At 55.6% G+C, this 17,331-nt stretch carries 13 protein-coding genes, 1 tRNA gene and 3 other RNA genes; 13 read left to right on the top strand and 4 right to left on the bottom strand.

All coding sequences use genetic code 11. From position 1 onward, the window contains the following. Nucleotides 1-102 precede the first annotated feature (102 nt). Both EDF82_RS19625 and EDF82_RS19630 read right to left on the bottom strand, forming a co-directional pair. Nucleotides 103-1,119, bottom strand: coding sequence for a LacI family DNA-binding transcriptional regulator (locus EDF82_RS19625; protein ID WP_123757179.1), 1,017 nt, complete (start codon nt 1,117-1,119; stop codon nt 103-105). A gap of 125 nt (nt 1,120-1,244) precedes the next feature. Further along, the gene (locus EDF82_RS19630) at nt 1,245-1,907 is read right to left on the bottom strand and encodes an OmpA family lipoprotein (RefSeq protein WP_123757180.1); all 663 of its coding nucleotides are present in this window, start codon (nt 1,905-1,907) and stop codon (nt 1,245-1,247) included. Nucleotides 1,908-2,074: 167 nt separating this feature from the next. Between EDF82_RS19630 and EDF82_RS19635 the strand changes: the two genes are divergently transcribed. After that, nucleotides 2,075-4,405 carry a molybdopterin guanine dinucleotide-containing S/N-oxide reductase gene (locus tag EDF82_RS19635; protein WP_123757181.1) on the top strand — a complete coding sequence of 777 codons (2,331 nt, stop codon included), beginning with the start codon at nt 2,075-2,077 and terminating at the stop codon, nt 4,403-4,405. On the opposite strand, the gene EDF82_RS19640 is transcribed toward EDF82_RS19635, so the two are convergent. Next, the gene (locus EDF82_RS19640; RefSeq protein WP_123757182.1) at nt 4,374-4,814 is read right to left on the bottom strand and encodes an N-acetyltransferase; all 441 of its coding nucleotides are present in this window, start codon (nt 4,812-4,814) and stop codon (nt 4,374-4,376) included. The two genes, EDF82_RS19635 and EDF82_RS19640, sit on opposite strands and share 32 nt — an antisense overlap. Then, nucleotides 4,792-5,373 (bottom strand): DNA-3-methyladenine glycosylase I, encoded by a 582-nt coding sequence (tag, locus tag EDF82_RS19645; protein ID WP_123757183.1) that lies wholly within the window; start codon nt 5,371-5,373, stop codon nt 4,792-4,794. Before tag ends, EDF82_RS19640 begins: the two co-directional genes overlap by 23 nt. A gap of 229 nt (nt 5,374-5,602) precedes the next feature. Between tag and EDF82_RS19650 the strand changes: the two genes are divergently transcribed. The 12 genes from EDF82_RS19650 to dppF all read left to right on the top strand — a co-directional run bounded on the left by EDF82_RS19650 (nt 5,603) and on the right by dppF (nt 16,875). After that, nucleotides 5,603-6,247, top strand: a complete 645-nt coding sequence (locus tag EDF82_RS19650; protein WP_123757184.1) for an autotransporter outer membrane beta-barrel domain-containing protein — start codon at nt 5,603-5,605, stop codon at nt 6,245-6,247. Nucleotides 6,248-6,487: 240 nt separating this feature from the next. After that, nucleotides 6,488-7,690, top strand: a complete 1,203-nt coding sequence (locus tag EDF82_RS19655) for an MFS transporter (protein ID WP_123757185.1) — start codon at nt 6,488-6,490, stop codon at nt 7,688-7,690. Nucleotides 7,691-8,055: 365 nt separating this feature from the next. After that, entirely contained in the window at nt 8,056-9,747 is a 1,692-nt protein-coding gene (gene eptB, locus EDF82_RS19660) for a kdo(2)-lipid A phosphoethanolamine 7''-transferase (RefSeq protein ID WP_123757186.1), read from the top strand. A gap of 90 nt (nt 9,748-9,837) precedes the next feature. Further along, nucleotides 9,838-9,914: transfer RNA gene (locus tag EDF82_RS19665), tRNA-Pro, on the top strand. A gap of 33 nt (nt 9,915-9,947) precedes the next feature. Continuing rightward, nucleotides 9,948-10,080, top strand: a non-coding RNA gene (locus tag EDF82_RS19670) — RtT sRNA. A gap of 33 nt (nt 10,081-10,113) precedes the next feature. Continuing rightward, nucleotides 10,114-10,246: non-coding RNA, RtT sRNA (locus tag EDF82_RS19675), on the top strand. A 33-nt stretch (nt 10,247-10,279) separates the two neighbouring features. Next, a non-coding RNA gene (locus EDF82_RS19680) (RtT sRNA) lies at nt 10,280-10,412 on the top strand. Nucleotides 10,413-11,224: 812 nt separating this feature from the next. Continuing rightward, a complete protein-coding gene (dppA, locus tag EDF82_RS19685) occupies nt 11,225-12,832 on the top strand; it encodes a dipeptide ABC transporter periplasmic-binding protein DppA (RefSeq protein ID WP_123757187.1) in 1,608 nt (535 codons plus the stop codon). A 107-nt stretch (nt 12,833-12,939) separates the two neighbouring features. Continuing rightward, nucleotides 12,940-13,959 (top strand): dipeptide ABC transporter permease DppB, encoded by a 1,020-nt coding sequence (gene dppB / locus EDF82_RS19690; RefSeq protein WP_123757188.1) that lies wholly within the window; start codon nt 12,940-12,942, stop codon nt 13,957-13,959. A 9-nt stretch (nt 13,960-13,968) separates the two neighbouring features. Then, entirely contained in the window at nt 13,969-14,871 is a 903-nt protein-coding gene (gene dppC / locus EDF82_RS19695; RefSeq protein WP_123757189.1) for a dipeptide ABC transporter permease DppC, read from the top strand. Nucleotides 14,872-14,881: 10 nt separating this feature from the next. Next, complete coding sequence (dppD, locus tag EDF82_RS19700) at nt 14,882-15,865, top strand: dipeptide ABC transporter ATP-binding protein (protein WP_123757190.1); 984 nt, start codon at nt 14,882-14,884, stop codon at nt 15,863-15,865. Next, the gene (dppF, locus tag EDF82_RS19705; RefSeq protein ID WP_123757191.1) at nt 15,862-16,875 is read left to right on the top strand and encodes a dipeptide ABC transporter ATP-binding subunit DppF; all 1,014 of its coding nucleotides are present in this window, start codon (nt 15,862-15,864) and stop codon (nt 16,873-16,875) included. The genes dppD and dppF overlap by 4 nt, the downstream gene beginning before the upstream one ends. Nucleotides 16,876-17,331 lie beyond the last annotated feature (456 nt).

Raw genomic sequence — 17,331 nt, forward strand, 5'->3', positions numbered from 1 at the left:
CTCCCGGTAGCACTGTAGCGAATCTTTCTATAACGCTAGATGGTACCGGTTCCAAAGGAAAGCGAAGGATGTCTGATTTATGATCACCATCACGAAGGATGATTAGCGGGAGGTGGAGCCGCGCACGATCAGCTCGCCGGAAAATACCCGCTCGCAGACAGGATCGTTGCTGCCTTCAATACGCCGAACCACCTGTTCAACGGCGGCATAGCCAATCTGCCACGTGGGTTGTTTCAGGGTAGTGATGCCCACGCCAGCCAGCTCCGCCCACTCCAGCTCATCGAAACCGAGCAGGCCAATATCGCTGCCCCAAATCAGGTCGACCCGTTTGAGTGCGCGCGCAATCTGCAGCGTCAGCGCGCCGTTGGCGGAAATCAGCGCCTTGCGCATGCCGCGATGCCGGGAGTGGAACTGGCGCAGCACCGTATCCAGCATCGCGCCGTCGTTAAGCTGGACTTCGGCGTTCTCCGCGACGATGCCGGTGTGGCGCTGGATCGTGGCGCGAAACGCGCTCAGGCGCTCGCGGCGGGTGTTCACCGAACCCAGCGGTTCACTCAGGAACAGCAGGGCCTCGAAGCCTTTCTCTACCAGATGCTCTGTCGCCGTAGTCGCGGCCTGGGTGTTGTCCAGACCGACGACGTCACAGGCGAAATCAGGAATTTTGCGGTCGATAAGCACCATCGGCAGCGCCGACTGTTGCAGGCGATTCAGCCCCTCTTCACGCATCCCCACCGCATTGACGACGATACCTTCAACCTGATAGCTGCGCAGCAGGTCGAGATAGTGCAGCTCCTGGTCGAGCTGGTTGTTGGTATTACACACCAGCAGGGTAAAGCCTTTCTCCCGGCAGGCGGCTTCGATACCGCTGAGGACATTGACGGAGTAGGGGTTGGTGATGTCGGCGATAATCAGGCCAATAAGCCGGGTCCGGCCATGCTTCAGCCCGCGCGCCATCAGGCTGGGGTGATAGTTGAGTTCAGCAATTGCGGCTTCAATTCTGGCCAGCAGGTCATCGGAAAGCAGGTGTTTTTCGCCATTGAGATAGCGTGAAATACTGGTTTTTCCGGTCTTTGCGGCTTTCGCCACATCGCTAATAGTTGCTCGCGCCGCTTTCGCCATGATGGCATCCTTTGCTGAAATCTGGAGAACACCTTAGCGCGAAAATTGGCTATATCAAGCATTTTGCCCGGCAGGTGAGCGTTGCCGGGCGGAGGAAACCGCAATCGGTGCAATGACCGGCGGGATTACTGGAGCGGGCTGAGGGTGATTTCCACGCGACGGTTCTGCGCTTTGCCTTCTGCCGTACTGTTGCTGGCAATCGGGTTCGCCGGGCCCAGTCCGCTGGTGCGGATACGGTTTGCGGAAACGCCCTGGGTGATCAACGCGCTGGCGACGCTGTCGGCACGTTGCTGTGACAGACGCATATTCAGATCCTGACCGCCGGTGCTGTCGGTATAGCCCACGACGTTCACCGCGGTTTTTTCATACTCTTTCAGAACCATTGCCACGCCGGTCAGGGTGTTGGCGCCGGCAGGTTTCAGGTTGGCGCTGCTGCTGTCGAAAGTGACGTTATTCGGCATGTTCAGCACGATGTTATCGCCATTTCGCGTCACGCTGACCCCGGTTCCCTGCATTTTCTCGCGCAGTTTTGCTTCCTGCACATCCATGTAATAACCGATACCGCCGCCCAGCGCCGCCCCGGCTGCTGCGCCAATCAACGCACCTTTACCGCGATCTTTTTTCGACGAGGAGAGGGCGCCTACGCCCGCGCCGACCAGTGAGCCGATGCCGGCACCGATCCCGGATTTGCCCGCTTCGCGTTCGCCGGTGTACGGGTTAGTGGTACAGCCAGAAATGGCCAGGGTGCCGCTAACTACCGCCGCAATCATGAGTACGCTTTTTTTCATGTTATTTCCTTAATCCTTTTTATTCTTTGTCACAGCGCGCGTGACGGTTGATTATGACGCCCAAAAGCGTAGAAAATTCCCCGGATAACATCTCTTTTTGTAAATAACATTGAACGGTCGCGTAACAGACCGTCACCACACCTGCATTCGCTGACCAGGAGCCTGCTTTGCCAACCTCATCTGCAACCGAAACCATCTTAACCGCAGCCCACTGGGGGCCAATGCTGGTTGAAACGGATGGAGAAAATGTCCTCTCGTCTCGCGGCGCGCTGGAGACCTCTTTCGCCAACTCGCTGCAAACCGCCGTGCGCGAGCAAGTGCATAGCAAAACCCGCGTGCGCTATCCGATGGTACGGAAAGGTTTTCTGGACTCGCCGGAGCACCCGCAGGGTGTTCGTGGCCAGGATGAGTTTGTCCGGGTGAGCTGGCAGCAGGCGCTGGATCTTATCCATACCCAGCACCGACGGATCCGGGAAAGTTACGGGCCCGCATCGATTTTTGCCGGTTCCTACGGCTGGCGCTCTAACGGCGTCCTGCACAAAGCGGCGACGTTATTGCAACGCTATATGAGCCTGGCGGGGGGATACACCGGCCACCTGGGTGACTATTCCACCGGGGCGGCGCAGGCGATTATGCCGTATGTCGTGGGTGGCAATGAGGTGTATCAGCAGCAAACCAGCTGGCCGATGGTGCTGGAGCACAGCGATGTGGTGGTGCTGTGGAGCGCCAACCCGCTGAATACGCTAAAAATTGCCTGGAACGCTTCCGATGAGCAGGGGATCGAATGGTTTGACCGGCTGCGCAAAAGCGGCAAGCGGGTGATCTGTATCGATCCGATGCGATCGGAAACCGTGGATTTCTTCGGCCAGGACGGCGAGTGGATCGCGCCCCATATGGGCACGGACGTGGCGATGATGCTGGGGATCGCCCATACGCTGGTGGAAAACGGCTGGCAGGACACGGCGTTTCTTGCGCGCTACACCAGCGGCTATGACATTTTCGCCCGCTACCTGACCGGCGAGAGCGACGGCACACCGAAAAGTGCCGAGTGGGCCGCCGATATCTGCGGCGTTAGCGCAGCTAAGATCCGTGAACTGGCGGCGTTATTCCACGAAAATACCACCATGCTGATGTCCGGCTGGGGAATGCAGCGCCAGCAGTACGGTGAGCAAAAACACTGGATGCTGGTGACTCTCGCCGCGATGCTGGGGCAGATTGGTACCCCTGGCGGTGGCTTCGGGCTTTCTTACCATTTTTCCAATGGCGGCAACCCCACCCGACGGGCGGCGGTGCTGGCATCGATGCAGGGCAGCGTGGCGGGCGGCACTGACGCCGTTGATAAAATCCCGGTGGCGCGTATCGTCGAAGCGCTGGAAAACCCCGGCGCCGCGTATCAGCATAACGGGATGGACCGCCACTTCCCGGATATCCGTTTCGTCTGGTGGGCGGGCGGCGCCAACTTTACCCATCACCAGGATACCAACCGCCTGATCCAGGCGTGGCAGAAGCCGGAGCTTATCGTGATTTCCGAATGCTTCTGGACCGCCGCCGCTCGTCATGCCGATATCGTTTTGCCGGCGACTACCTCGTTTGAACGTCACGATCTGACGATGACCGGGGATTACAGCAACCAGCATCTGGTCCCGATGAAGCGCGTGGTGGCGCCGCGCGATGAGGCGCGGGATGATTTTGACGTCTTTGCCGATCTCAGCGAGCGGTGGGAAGCCGGGGGCCGTGAGCGCTTTACGGAAGGGAAAAGTGATCTACAGTGGCTGGAGAGTTTCTACCAGATTGCGGCGCAACGCGGGGCGAGCCAGCAGGTCACCCTGCCGCCGTTTGAGCAATTCTGGCAGGCTAACCAGCTGATAGAGATGCCGGAGAACCCGGAGAATGCGCGCTTTGCCCGCTTCGCCGACTTCCGCGCCGACCCGCAGGCCCATCCGTTGAAAACCGCCAGCGGAAAAATTGAGATCCACTCCCCGACGATTGCCGGTTTTGCCTATCCCGACTGTCCGCCACACCCGATGTGGCTGGCACCGGATGAGTGGCACGGTAACGCGCAGGCCGGGCAGCTGCAGGTTCTCTCGGCGCACCCGGCGCATCGTCTGCACAGCCAGCTTAACCACACATCGCTACGTGAACGTTACGCCGTTGCCGGCCGTGAACCGCTGACCATACACCCGCAGGATGCGCAGGCGCGCAATATTGCCGACGGTGATGTGGTGCGGGTCTGGAACGCGCGGGGCCAGGTGCTGGCCGGCGCGGTGGTGACCGACGGCATTCGTCCGGGCGTTATCTGCCTGCACGAAGGCGCCTGGCCTGATATTGACCCGCAGGCGGGCATCTGCAAAAACGGCGCGGTGAACATGCTGACCAAAGATATCCCGACCTCGCGGCTGGGCAACGGCTGCGCCGGAAATACGGCGCTGGCGTGGCTGGAGAAATATGATGGTCCCGCGCTGACGCTTACAGCGTTTGATCCGCCGGCCAATGCATAATCCAGGTCGGCTGTAAGGTATCATCCTGCCATGCGCAGTCTTCTATCCGGAAGCCTTGCGCATGGTAGAAATTCACCGCCTCAACGTTTTTCTGATACACCTCCAGACTTAGCCAGAGGTAATGCTGTTTGACCTCCTCCAGCAGCGCGCTGCCGATGCCCCGCCGAATGGCATCCGGGGCGACGAACAGCGCACCGATAAAGCGGGCTTCCATGACGCTGACAAACCCTTTGACCACGCCATGCTCTTCCCACACCCAGCTGCTGGCGGCGGGCAGATAGACATCGCGCACTACCGCGAGACTCTCATGCCAGTATGCTTCACGGATAAACGGATGCGCATGAATGGTGCTTTCCAGCCACAGGGTGAGCAGCGGAGCGGTATCGTTAGCGTCCCACTTGCGGATCATCATCGCCTCCCGGGTAGCAGAAGCAGCTCGTCACGTGATCGTTGACCAGACCGCAGGCCTGCATGAAGGAGTAGCAGATTGTGGAGCCGACAAACTTAAAGCCGCGTTTTTTCAGCGCCTTTGAGAGCGCATCGGAAGCTGGGGTCGTGGTCGGGATTTCCGCCAGGGTGGCGGCATGGGAAATTTGTGGCTGATTGTCGACGAAAGACCAGACAAAATCGTTGAAAGGCTCGCCACTTTGCTCCATTTCCAGGAAAGCGCGCGCGTTGCCAATAATAGCCTGAATTTTCCCACGATGACGAATAATACCGGCATCCAGCACCAGCCGTTCAATATCGGCGTTGTCCATGGCTGCGACGCGAACGGGGTCGAAATGATGAAAGGCCTGGCGATAATTTTCGCGTTTTTTCAGGACCGTTATCCACGACAGCCCGGCCTGCTGGCCCTCAAGGCAGATCATTTCAAACAGTTTATGGGCATCTCTTTGCGCAACGCCCCACTCGGTATCATGATAATCGATATAAAGCGGGTCCTGGCTTACCCATCCGCAACGTTGCATGTCTCTCTCCCTTTAGCAATAAAACTTACGCGTTCACCTTGACGGCTGAAAGATAAAGATAATAGTTAATACAGGGATACCACTCTCAAATATACCCGCCATTATTCAGGTTGCATGTGCATTGGCAGCATTCGCTCGTCCAGTCACATTATTCCGGGTATTCACGGGAAGCCGATCCCATAAAAACACAGCAATAATACTGGTTTGGCTCTTCTCTGGAGTCGCATTAATGATAATAAAGAAAAGCTATGGCATTCGGGGGCGCTTGCTTCCGGCGTGTGTGGCCGTCTGGGCCTCATTGGTTACTGGTGCGTATGCCTGGCAACAGGAATATATCGCTAACGATACTAAAAGTAATACCTCTGAGCGCTATACGTGGGATAGCGATCACCAACCACGTTATGAAGATATTCTGGCTGAGCGGATGAATGCCTCCGGCGATCTTCCCGGCATGGCATTGAATCAGGCCGTCGCACCGCCGGACAGCAGCCACGGGATGAGCGTGGGCTGGAATTTTGCCCTGGCCAACGGCGTGACCTCCGGGCCGGTGGCGAGCTTGCGTAGCGATGTGGTATCGACCCCGCCGGCGCGTCGGGCGACCGACAATCCATGGGTCAATACGCTCGGCTGGCGTATGGACTACCAGGAGCTGTGGGGCGTGCACCCGTGGGCGCAGGTGAGCTATAACCAACCGCTGTCGTCGGAACAGATTGGGCCAAACCGCGGGCAGGATGCCGCCTGGCGCGATGTGACCTTTGGGGCAGACATGTCGCTCAATTCACACCTTGCGGCATGGGCGGCATTATCCCAGGCGGAAAATCCGACGACGGGCGCAAATTATCTCTACGTGATGGGTGTCAGCGCTAACTTTTAGCGTTTTTGTAGCATCCTGGAAACGTAGTTGTTACCTAAAAAATACAGTAATGGCGCAGGGTTGTAAGATAGTAAACACTAACATATTGCCGATGTTTTCATGCGCCATCGCTTTTCCAATGTCATTCATTCCTGCCTGCATGCATTTCATTCCATGCTGATGGCATTTCATGCCTTTTTTAACCTGGCGGTCAGGGGACTTCGCTATTGTGGCGGCAGTTAATTCTTCAGGATATCTGCTATGAACGCTGCAAACAGTCAATATACCCGCTGGCTTACGCTAGCCGGCACGATCGTTACACAATTCGCGCTGGGATCGGTTTATACATGGAGTTTGTTCAACAGTTCCCTTTCCGCAAAACTGGATGAACCGGTCAGCCAGGTGGCTTTCTCCTTCGGTCTGTTAAGTCTCGGTCTGGCGCTATCCTCTTCCGTTGCCGGTAAATTACAGGAACGTTTTGGCGTCAAACGCGTCACGATGGCGTCCGGGATTTTGCTGGGCCTCGGCTTTTTCCTCACCGCCCACTCCAACAGCCTGTTAATGCTGTGGCTGAGCGCGGGTCTGCTGGTGGGTCTGGCGGACGGCGCGGGCTACCTGCTGACGCTCTCCAACTGCGTGAAATGGTTCCCGGAACGTAAGGGGCTGATTTCTGCCTTCTCCATTGGTTCTTACGGTCTCGGCAGCCTTGGCTTTAAGTTTATTGATACCCATCTGCTGGCTACCGTCGGGCTGGAGAAAACCTTCATTATCTGGGGTGCCATCGTCCTGGTGATGATTGTCTTCGGTGCGACATTAATGAAAGATGCGCCAGAACATACCGCGACTTCCCACAACGGCGTGGTGGAAAATGACTTCACGCTGGCTGAGTCGATGCGTAAACCGCAGTACTGGATGTTAGCTGTGATGTTCCTGACCGCCTGCATGAGTGGTCTGTATGTGATTGGCGTGGCGAAAGATATCGCTCAGGGGATGGTACATCTGGATGTCGCAACGGCGGCGAATGCGGTCACCGTTATCTCTATCGCTAACCTGAGCGGACGTCTGGTGCTGGGCATCCTGTCGGATAAAATCTCCCGCATCCGCGTGATTACGATTGGTCAGGTGGTATCCCTGATTGGGATGGCGGCGCTGCTGTTCGCTCCGTTGAACGCGATGACCTTCTTTGCCGCTATCGCCTGTGTGGCCTTCAACTTCGGCGGCACCATTACCGTGTTCCCATCGTTGATTAGCGAATTCTTCGGTCTGAACAACCTGGCGAAAAACTACGGTGTGATTTACCTCGGCTTCGGTATCGGCAGTATCTGCGGGTCGCTGATTGCCTCGCTGTTCGGCGGGTTCTATGTCACCTTCTGCGTTATATTCGCGCTACTGATTATTTCGCTGGCGCTGTCCACCACCATTCGCCAACCGAAAGGCGAGGTTTATAGCGAAGCGCACGCCTGAAGGCACGGCCATCCCGGCTTGAAGCGCTAGCCTCCTAAGCAAATTGTGCCAGTCCAACCAAATGTTTTGTAAATGTTTGGTTGGATCACATTCCCTCCCGGTACTTTTTCCTCTCTCTGTGGTCTACTTAGCGCGCTTTAAAGAGGTTTCTTATACTCTCCGTCCTTCAAATGACCTTATTGTTGACTGCGCTCGCATGTTTCAGTCACTGACTTAAGTCAGTTCCGGAGGATTCGCGAGCCCGTCGCCGCAAGGCATCTCGAATGGGTTTGAGTAGTTAAACAACCTGAACGCACCCCATTAACCTGCCCACTTATATTGCGTAAGCAAGGCGGTTTTATCTCTTCTTTTTCCAGGTTTCATGCATGAAATATATTAGAACGATGACACAGCAGAAGCTCAGTTTTTGGCTGGCGCTGTACATCGGCTGGTTTATGAACGTCGCTGTGCTTTACCGTCGGCTTGATGGTTATGCGCAGGAGTTTACCCTCTGGAAAGGGCTTTCCGGGATTGTGGAATTGGTTGCAACCGTACTGGTGACGTTTTTCCTGCTGCGTCTGCTGTCGCTGCTGGGCAGACGTGTCTGGCGAATATTAGCCACACTGGTCGTGATTTTCTCTGCCGCCGCCAGCTATTACATGACCTTCCTGAACGTGGTCATTGGTTACGGCATTATTGCGTCGGTCATGACGACAGATATCGACCTTTCTCAGGAAGTGGTGGGCTGGTATCTGATTCTATGGATGGTGCTGGTCAGCGCGCCTCCGCTCCTGCTGATCTGGAATAACCGCTGTCGCCATACGCTGCTGCGGCAAATTCGCACGCCGGGCCAGCGGCTGAAAAATATTACTATCGTGGTGCTGGCCGGGTTAATGGTCTGGGGCCCGATTCGCCTGCTGGAAGTGCGGCAGAAGAACGTTGAGCGCAGTTCCGAGGTTGATATGCCAAGCTACGGCGGGGTCATTGCCAACTCGTATCTGCCGTCGAACTGGCTTTCTGCACTGGGGCTGTATGCCTGGGCGCAGGTGGATGAATCCTCCGACAACAAGTCGTTAATCAATCCGGCAAAAAAATTCACCTATGTGGCCCCAGAAGGGCTGGATGATACCTACGTGGTGTTCATTATCGGCGAGACGACCCGCTGGGATCATATGGGGATTTTAGGCTACAACCGGGATACCACCCCGAAGCTGGCGCAGGAGAAAAACCTGGTCGCCTTCCGCGGTTATTCCTGTGATACGGCCACCAAACTCTCTCTGCGCTGCATGTTCGTGCGGGAAGGCGGGGCGGATGATAACCCACAGCGGACGCTGAAAGAGCAAAACGTGTTCTCGGTTCTGCATCAGATGGGCTTTAGCGGCGATCTGTACGCGATGCAGAGCGAGATGTGGTTCTACAGTAATACCATGGTGAACAATATTGCCTATCGCGAGCAGATTGGCGCCGAGCCGCGTAACCGTGGCAAGAGCGTGGATGACATGCTGCTGGTGGATGAGGTTCAGCGCTCGCTGGCGAAGAATACCCGTGGTAAGCATCTGATTATTCTGCACACGAAAGGGTCGCACTTTAACTACACCCAGCGTTATCCGCGCAGTTTTGCCAAATGGCAGCCGGAGTGCGTGGGCGTGGATAACAAATGCTCCAAGGCCGAGCTGATTAACTCGTACGATAATACCGTGACCTATGTCGATCACTTTATCGTGAGCGTGCTGGATCAGCTGCGGGATAAGAAGGCGATTGTGTTCTATGCCGCCGATCACGGTGAGTCGATCAACGAGCGCGAGCACCTGCATGGTACGCCGCGTAAGATGGCGCCGCCGGAGCAGTTCCGCGTGCCGATGATGGTATGGATGTCGGATAAGTATCTGGAATCACCTGACCATGCAGCCTCTTTCGCCCACCTTAAAGAGCAAGCGGCGATGAAGGTACCGCGTCGTCATGTGGAGCTGTATGACACCATTATGGGATGCCTTGGTTATACTTCGCCGGACGGCGGGATTAACCAGCATAACAACTGGTGCCACGTTCCTGATGCCTCTGCGGCACCGAAGAAATAGCCGGGTGGCGAGTTTCTCGCCGCTTGAGTGATTTTTTCATAATAAGCCATTGACGGGTGTGTATCTCAGCAGTAAGATGCGCCCCGCATTCGGTGATTGGCGCAGCCTGGTAGCGCACTTCGTTCGGGACGAAGGGGTCGGAGGTTCGAATCCTCTATCACCGACCAAATTTAAAAGCCTGCTCAACGAGCAGGCTTTTTTGCATCTGTAGCCGACAAGGATGAGAACCTCCGGGGGCAAGAGGTTCGACCCGAGCGCAGCGAGGGAACGTTGCTTCAGCAACGGCCCGTAGGGTGAGCCACAACGTGGCGAATCATCCTCTATCACCGACCAAATTTAAAAGCCTGCTCAACGAGCAGGCTTTTTTGCATCTGTAGCCGACAAGGATGAGAACCTCCGGGGGCAAGAGGTTCGACCCGAGCGCAGCGAGGGAACGTTGCTTCAGAAACGGCCCGTAGGGTGAGCCACAACGTGGCGAATCATCCTCTATCACCGACCAAATTTAAAAGCCTGCTCAACGAGCGGGCTTTTTTGCATCTGTAGCCGACAAGGATGAGAACCTCCGGGGGCAAGAAGTTCGACCCGAGCGCAGCGAGGGAACGTTGCTTCAGCAACGGCCCGTAGGGTGAGCCACAACGTGGCGAATCATCCTCTATCACCGACCAAATTTAAAAGCCTGCTCAACGAGCAGGCTTTTTTGCATCTGTAGCCTGACACCAGCATCTGGCTTCGGCACGCTCCCGGTAGCCCGGCCGAGCAGCGCGACGCCGGGACTGCCTCACAGCCCGTTAACCAAAGTTACCAAAAAACCATTAATCCCCGTTTTCAAGCGCCTGTTAACCATTTTGTGACATCTTCCATTGTATTTTTTTATCTCTGGTTAGTTCTTATTTCGCGAAGCTTATGGATAACTTCAGCATTTTCCGCTGTGCGTTTTAACGTTCGCGCTATTAATCGCTCACATATTGGCCACATCGCAATAAATTTTCACCATTTACCAGAATTGCTTATCACTAGATGTTGCAAGGTATTAAGACGGTTGTGCTGCCAAATTGCCGGTAGCATAAATTTCTCTGCTGAAAATGCCGGCATGAAGTTTTTTTAATCTTTGCCTGCGGATTCTCACCCCGGATGTAAAACCAGGTTGGCTGTATTGACGTTTACGCATTCTGTTGACAGATTGTAGGGCATGAGGGGCATTTCATGGAGAATCCGCACTGCAACTCAGTCGTTTTTGTGAAAGGAATCCCCATCTCTCTCTACGCCTTCGGGCACCACCGACCGGACCGGGTATATTCTAAATAGTTCGAGCTGCGGGAACGCGGCAAGCTTGAGAATCTCCAGACGCACAGATAATGATGTGATTGAGGTTAGCAAGCGTAGCCAACGCATTCGTAGCCCGAAATATGACGAATAAAAATAAATAAAGGCCTGGCGGATATATGCAAAACAACATCATCACATTTGGAGCAGAAGAATGAGTATTTCCTTGAAAAAGTCAGGGATGCTGAAGCTTGGTCTGAGCCTGGTCGCCCTGACTGTTGCCGCAAGCGTTCAGGCGAAAACCCTGGTTTATTGTTCTGAAGGTTCGCCGGAAGGATTTAACCCACAGCTTTTCACCTCTGGTACCACCTATGACGCCAGCTCGGTGCCAATCTACAACCGCCTGGTCGAATTCAAAACCGGTACCACCGAAGTTATTCCTGGCCTGGCCGAAAAGTGGGAAGTCAGCGCTGACGGAAAAACCTATACCTTCCACCTGCGTCAGGGCGTGAAGTGGCAGGACAACAAAGACTTTAAACCGACCCGTGACCTGAACGCCGATGACATCGTGTTCTCGTTCGATCGCCAGAAAAATGCCCAAAACCCGTACCATAAAGTATCTGGCGGTAGCTACGAATACTTCGAAGGCATGGGCCTGCCGGACCTGATTAGCGAAGTGAAGAAGGTGGATGATAAGACCGTCCAGTTCGTTCTGACTCGCCCGGAAGCGCCGTTCCTCGCAGACCTGGCGATGGACTTCGCCTCTATTCTGTCCAAAGAATATGCTGACAACATGCTGAAAGCCGGCACGCCGGAAAAAGTGGATCTGAACCCAATCGGTACCGGTCCGTTCCAGCTGCTGCAGTACCAGAAAGACTCCCGTATTCTCTATAAAGCCTTCCCGGGCTACTGGGGCACCAAGCCGCAGATCGATCGTCTGGTCTTCTCTATCACGCCTGATGCTTCCGTGCGCTACGCCAAACTGCAGAAAAATGAGTGCCAGGTGATGCCGTACCCGAACCCGGCCGACATTGCGCGCATGAAGGAAGATAAGAGCATTAACCTGATGGAGCAGCCGGGCCTGAACGTCGGTTACCTGTCGTTCAACACCGAGAAAAAACCGCTGGATAACGTGAAGATCCGCCAGGCGCTGACCTACGCGGTGAACAAAGAAGCGATTATCAAAGCCGTTTATCAGGGTGCCGGTCAGTCCGCGAAAAACCTGATTCCGCCGACCATGTGGGGCTATAACGACGACGTTAAAGACTACACATACGATCCGGAAAAAGCGAAAGCGCTGCTGAAAGAAGCCGGAATGGAAAAAGGGTTCTCGATCGACCTGTGGGCTATGCCGGTACAGCGTCCGTATAACCCGAACGCACGCCGTATGGCTGAGATGATCCAGGCCGACTGGGCCAAAGTTGGCGTCCAGGCGAAGATCGTGACCTACGAGTGGGGCGAATACCTCAAGCGTGCGAAAGCCGGTGAACACCAGACCGTCATGATGGGCTGGACCGGTGATAACGGGGATCCGGATAACTTCTTCGCGACCCTGTTCAGCTGCGCGGCGGCAAAAGATGGCTCTAACTACTCTCGCTGGTGCTACAAGCCGTTTGAAGATCTGATTCAGCCGGCACGTGCTACCGACGACCACAACAAGCGTATCGAGCTGTACAAACAGGCGCAGGTAGTGATGCATGACCAGGCTCCGGCTCTGATCATCGCGCACTCCACTGTGTATGAGCCGGTGCGTAAAGAAGTCAAAGGCTACGTGGTCGATCCATTAGGTAAACACCACTTCGATAACGTCTCTATCGAATAATAACAGCGTGTTTCCCCTCTCCCCGCCTTGGGGAGAGGGAACTGACATTTGTGAGCAATACAGACGCCCCGTCACCAGGCGGGTCGTCACTAGAGAGAATCCGGGTTATGTTGCAGTTCATTCTCCGACGTTTGGGACTTGTCATCCCGACATTTATCGGTATTACCCTTCTCACCTTTGCTTTCGTCCATATGATCCCCGGTGACCCGGTGATGATTATGGCGGGCGAACGTGGTATTTCCCCTGAACGTCATGCTCAGCTGCTGGCTGAAATGGGCCTTGATAAGCCGATGTGGCAGCAGTATGCCCACTATATCTGGGGCGTCCTGCATGGCGATTTAGGCATTTCGCTGAAAAGCCGTATTCCCGTGTGGCAGGAGTTCGTGCCGCGCTTTAAAGCGACGATGGAACTGGGCGTCTGTGCGATGATTTTCGCCGTCGCCGTCGGTATCCCGGTAGGGGTACTGGCTGCGGTAAAACGCGGTTCTATCTTCGATCACACCTCCGTGGGCCTCGCGCTGACCGGCTATTCCATGCCTATCTTCTGGTGGGGCATGATGCTGATTATGCTGGTCTCGGTGCAGCTGAACCTGACGCCGGTTTCCGGGCGAATCAGCGACACGGTATTCCTCGACGATACGCTGCCACTCACCGGCTTTATACTGATCGACACCGCTATCTGGGGTGAGCCCGGCGACTTTATCGACGCGGTGATGCACATGATCCTGCCTGCCGTAGTGCTGGGCACTATCCCGCTGGCGGTGATCGTCCGTATGACGCGCTCGTCGATGCTGGAAGTGTTGGGCGAGGATTACATTCGTACCGCGCGCGCTAAGGGTCTGACCCGCATGCGCGTAATTGTGGTCCATGCGCTGCGCAACGCCATGCTGCCGGTAGTGACGGTGATCGGTTTACAGGTGGGGACGCTGCTGGCGGGCGCCATCCTGACCGAGACTATCTTCTCCTGGCCAGGCTTAGGGCGCTGGCTGATCGATGCGCTGCAACGCCGTGATTACCCGGTGGTGCAGAGTGGGGTACTGCTGGTCGCGACGATGATTATCCTCGTCAATTTGCTGGTCGACCTGCTGTACGGCGTGGTGAACCCGCGTATTCGGCATAAGAAGTAAGGGGCCATCATGTCACAAGTTACTGAAAATAAAGTTGTCGCCGCACCGGTGCCAATGACCCCGATGAAGGAGTTCTGGCACTATTTCAAACGCAATAAAGGGGCGGTCGTTGGCCTGGTCTACGTGGCGATCATGATTATTATCGCCGTGTTCGCGAACGTGCTGGCACCCTACAACCCGGCGGATCAGTTCCGCGACGTGCTGCTGGCTCCGCCAGCCTGGCAGGAAGGGGGAAGCTTTGCGCACCTGCTGGGCACCGATGATGTCGGCCGCGATATTCTGTCGCGACTGATGTACGGCGCCCGTTTATCGCTGCTGGTGGGCTGTCTGGTGGTGGTGCTGTCGCTGATCCTCGGCGTGGTGCTTGGCCTGGTGGCCGGCTACTTCGGCGGCGTCATTGACTCCATCATTATGCGTATCGTCGATATTATGCTGGCGCTGCCAAGCCTGCTGTTGGCGCTGGTACTGGTGGCCATCTTCGGCCCGTCGATTGTGAACGCCTCAATAGCGCTGACCTTTGTCGCCTTGCCGCACTACGTGCGTCTGACGCGCGCGGCGGTGCTGGTGGAAGTGAACCGTGATTACGTGACGGCTTCGCGGGTTGCGGGCGCGGGCGCCATGCGTCAGATGTTCATCAATATTCTGCCTAACTGTCTGGCGCCGCTGATCGTTCAGGCGTCGCTGGGCTTCTCTAACGCCATTCTCGATATGGCCGCTCTTGGCTTCCTTGGCATGGGTGCGCAGCCGCCGACACCGGAGTGGGGCACGATGCTCTCCGACGTGTTGCAGTTCGCGCAGAGTGCCTGGTGGGTGGTCACCTTCCCGGGGGTAGCCATTCTGCTCACGGTGCTGGCATTTAACCTGATGGGTGACGGTCTGCGTGACGCGCTCGATCCCAAACTGAAGCAGTAAGAGGTTCGAGATGGCGTTATTGAATGTAGATAAATTATCGGTGCACTTCGGTGACGAAGGCACCCCGTTTCGCGCGGTAGACCGCGTGAGCTACAGCGTTAACCAGGGCGAAGTCGTCGGGATTGTCGGCGAGTCGGGTTCCGGTAAATCGGTCAGCTCGCTGGCGATTATGGGCCTGATTGATTACCCCGGTCGCGTAATGGCGGATAAGCTGGAATTTAATGGTCGCGATCTGAAACGTATTTCAGAAAAAGAGCGCCGCCAGCTGGTAGGCGCAGAAGTGGCGATGATCTTCCAGGACCCGATGACCAGCCTTAACCCGTGCTACACCGTCGGCTTCCAGATCATGGAAGCCATTAAGGTGCACCAGGGCGGCAATAAGAAAACCCGCATCCAGCGGGCGATCGACCTGCTGACGCTGGTGGGCATTCCGGACCCGGCATCGCGGCTTGATGTCTATCCGCACCAGCTCTCCGGTGGGATGAGCCAGCGCGTGATGATTGCCATGGCGATTGCCTGTCGGCCGAAGCTGTTGATTGCCGATGAGCCGACCACGGCGCTGGACGTGACGATTCAGGCGCAGATCATTGAGCTGCTGCTGGAGCTGCAGCAAAAAGAGAATATGGCGCTGGTGCTGATCACGCACGATCTGGCGCTGGTGGCTGAGGCGGCACACAAGATTATTGTGATGTATGCCGGTCAGGTCGTCGAAGCGGGCGATGCGAAAGATATCTTCCGCGCCCCGCGGCATCCGTATACCCAGGCATTGCTGCGTGCGCTGCCGGAGTTTGCTCAGGATAAAGCGCGGCTGGCCTCTCTGCCTGGTGTGGTCCCTGGGAAATATGACCGTCCTGACGGCTGTCTGTTAAACCCGCGCTGCCCGTACGCCACCGACCGGTGCCGCAGCGAGGAGCCGACGCTGAACCACGTTGACGGCGGCCGTCAGTCGAAATGTCACTACCCACTGGATGATGCCGGGAGGCCTACGCTATGAGTACCCATGAGGCCACCACGCAACAGCTTTTGTTGCAGGCCATCGACCTGAAAAAATATTACCCGGTGAAGAAGGGGCTGTTCGCGCCTGAGCGCCTGGTGAAAGCGCTGGACGGCGTCTCATTCACCCTCGAACGCGGGAAAACGCTGGCGGTGGTGGGGGAATCCGGCTGCGGTAAATCGACGCTGGGCCGCCTGCTGACGATGATTGAAATCCCGACCGGGGGTGAGCTTTACTACCAGGGACAAGACCTGCTTAAGCACGATCCGCATGCGCAAAAGCTGCGTCGTCAGAAAATCCAGATCGTCTTCCAGAACCCCTACGGGTCGTTAAACCCGCGTAAAAAAGTGGGGCAGATTCTTGAAGAACCGCTGCAGATCAATACCACGCTGAACAAAGAGCAGCGCCGGGAGAAAGCGTTGGCAATGATGGCGAAAGTGGGGCTCAAAACCGAGCACTACGATCGCTATCCGCATATGTTCTCTGGCGGTCAGCGCCAGCGTATCGCCATTGCCCGCGGGCTGATGCTGGACCCGGACGTGGTGATTGCTGACGAACCGGTTTCCGCGCTGGATGTCTCGGTGCGCGCGCAGGTGTTAAACCTGATGATGGACCTGCAGCAGGATATGGGGCTGTCCTACGTGTTCATCTCCCATGACCTGTCGGTGGTCGAGCACATTGCCGATGAAGTGATGGTGATGTACCTCGGACGCTGCGTGGAGAAGGGCACCAAGGATCAGATCTTCAACAACCCGCAGCACCCGTACACTCAGGCGCTGCTGTCGGCGACGCCGCGTCTGAACCCGGACGATCGTCGCGAGCGTATTAAGCTGACCGGCGAGCTGCCGAGTCCGCTGAACCCGCCGCCGGGTTGTGCATTCAACGCCCGCTGCCGTCGTCGCTTTGGCCCCTGCACCCAGCTGCAGCCGCAGTTGAAGAACTATGGTGGTCAACTGGTGGCCTGCTTTGCCGTTGACCAGGACGAAAACCCGGAAAAACACCCCGCCTGATCGTTTGCGCCGCTGTCGATGAGACAGCGGCCGCAATTGCACAACCCGCCTGATATTTTGTCACTTAAATAAGCAGTTTGACCTATTTATATAACGATGAAAAAAAGATATAAAATCTATTCCAGTCGCGGTAATAGTTATTTTTTTACTTCATTATTATTAATAATAACCAGATAAAATCCTGGTTTTTTTTGGTAATCAGGTAGTTTCAGGTTTTGCCTACAGATACCTCCTAAAAAATGGAGCTATCATTTAGTATAAGAAATGGTAGGGTAATCCCAAAGCTATCAATAAATTACACCGCCTTGACCAATATCCCTATACAAAGTCATTGTATTGTTGGTCATGCTGATCAACTTAAGCTAATGAAAACAATAAAATAAACTATGCTCTAAAGACGTAGTGTCAAAATAATAACAGATTAAATATTATGTATTTAAAATCATGAGGTTATCC

Source organism: Klebsiella sp. BIGb0399, from assembly GCF_003752615.1.
Lineage (GTDB): Bacteria > Pseudomonadota > Gammaproteobacteria > Enterobacterales > Enterobacteriaceae > Klebsiella > Klebsiella lignicola.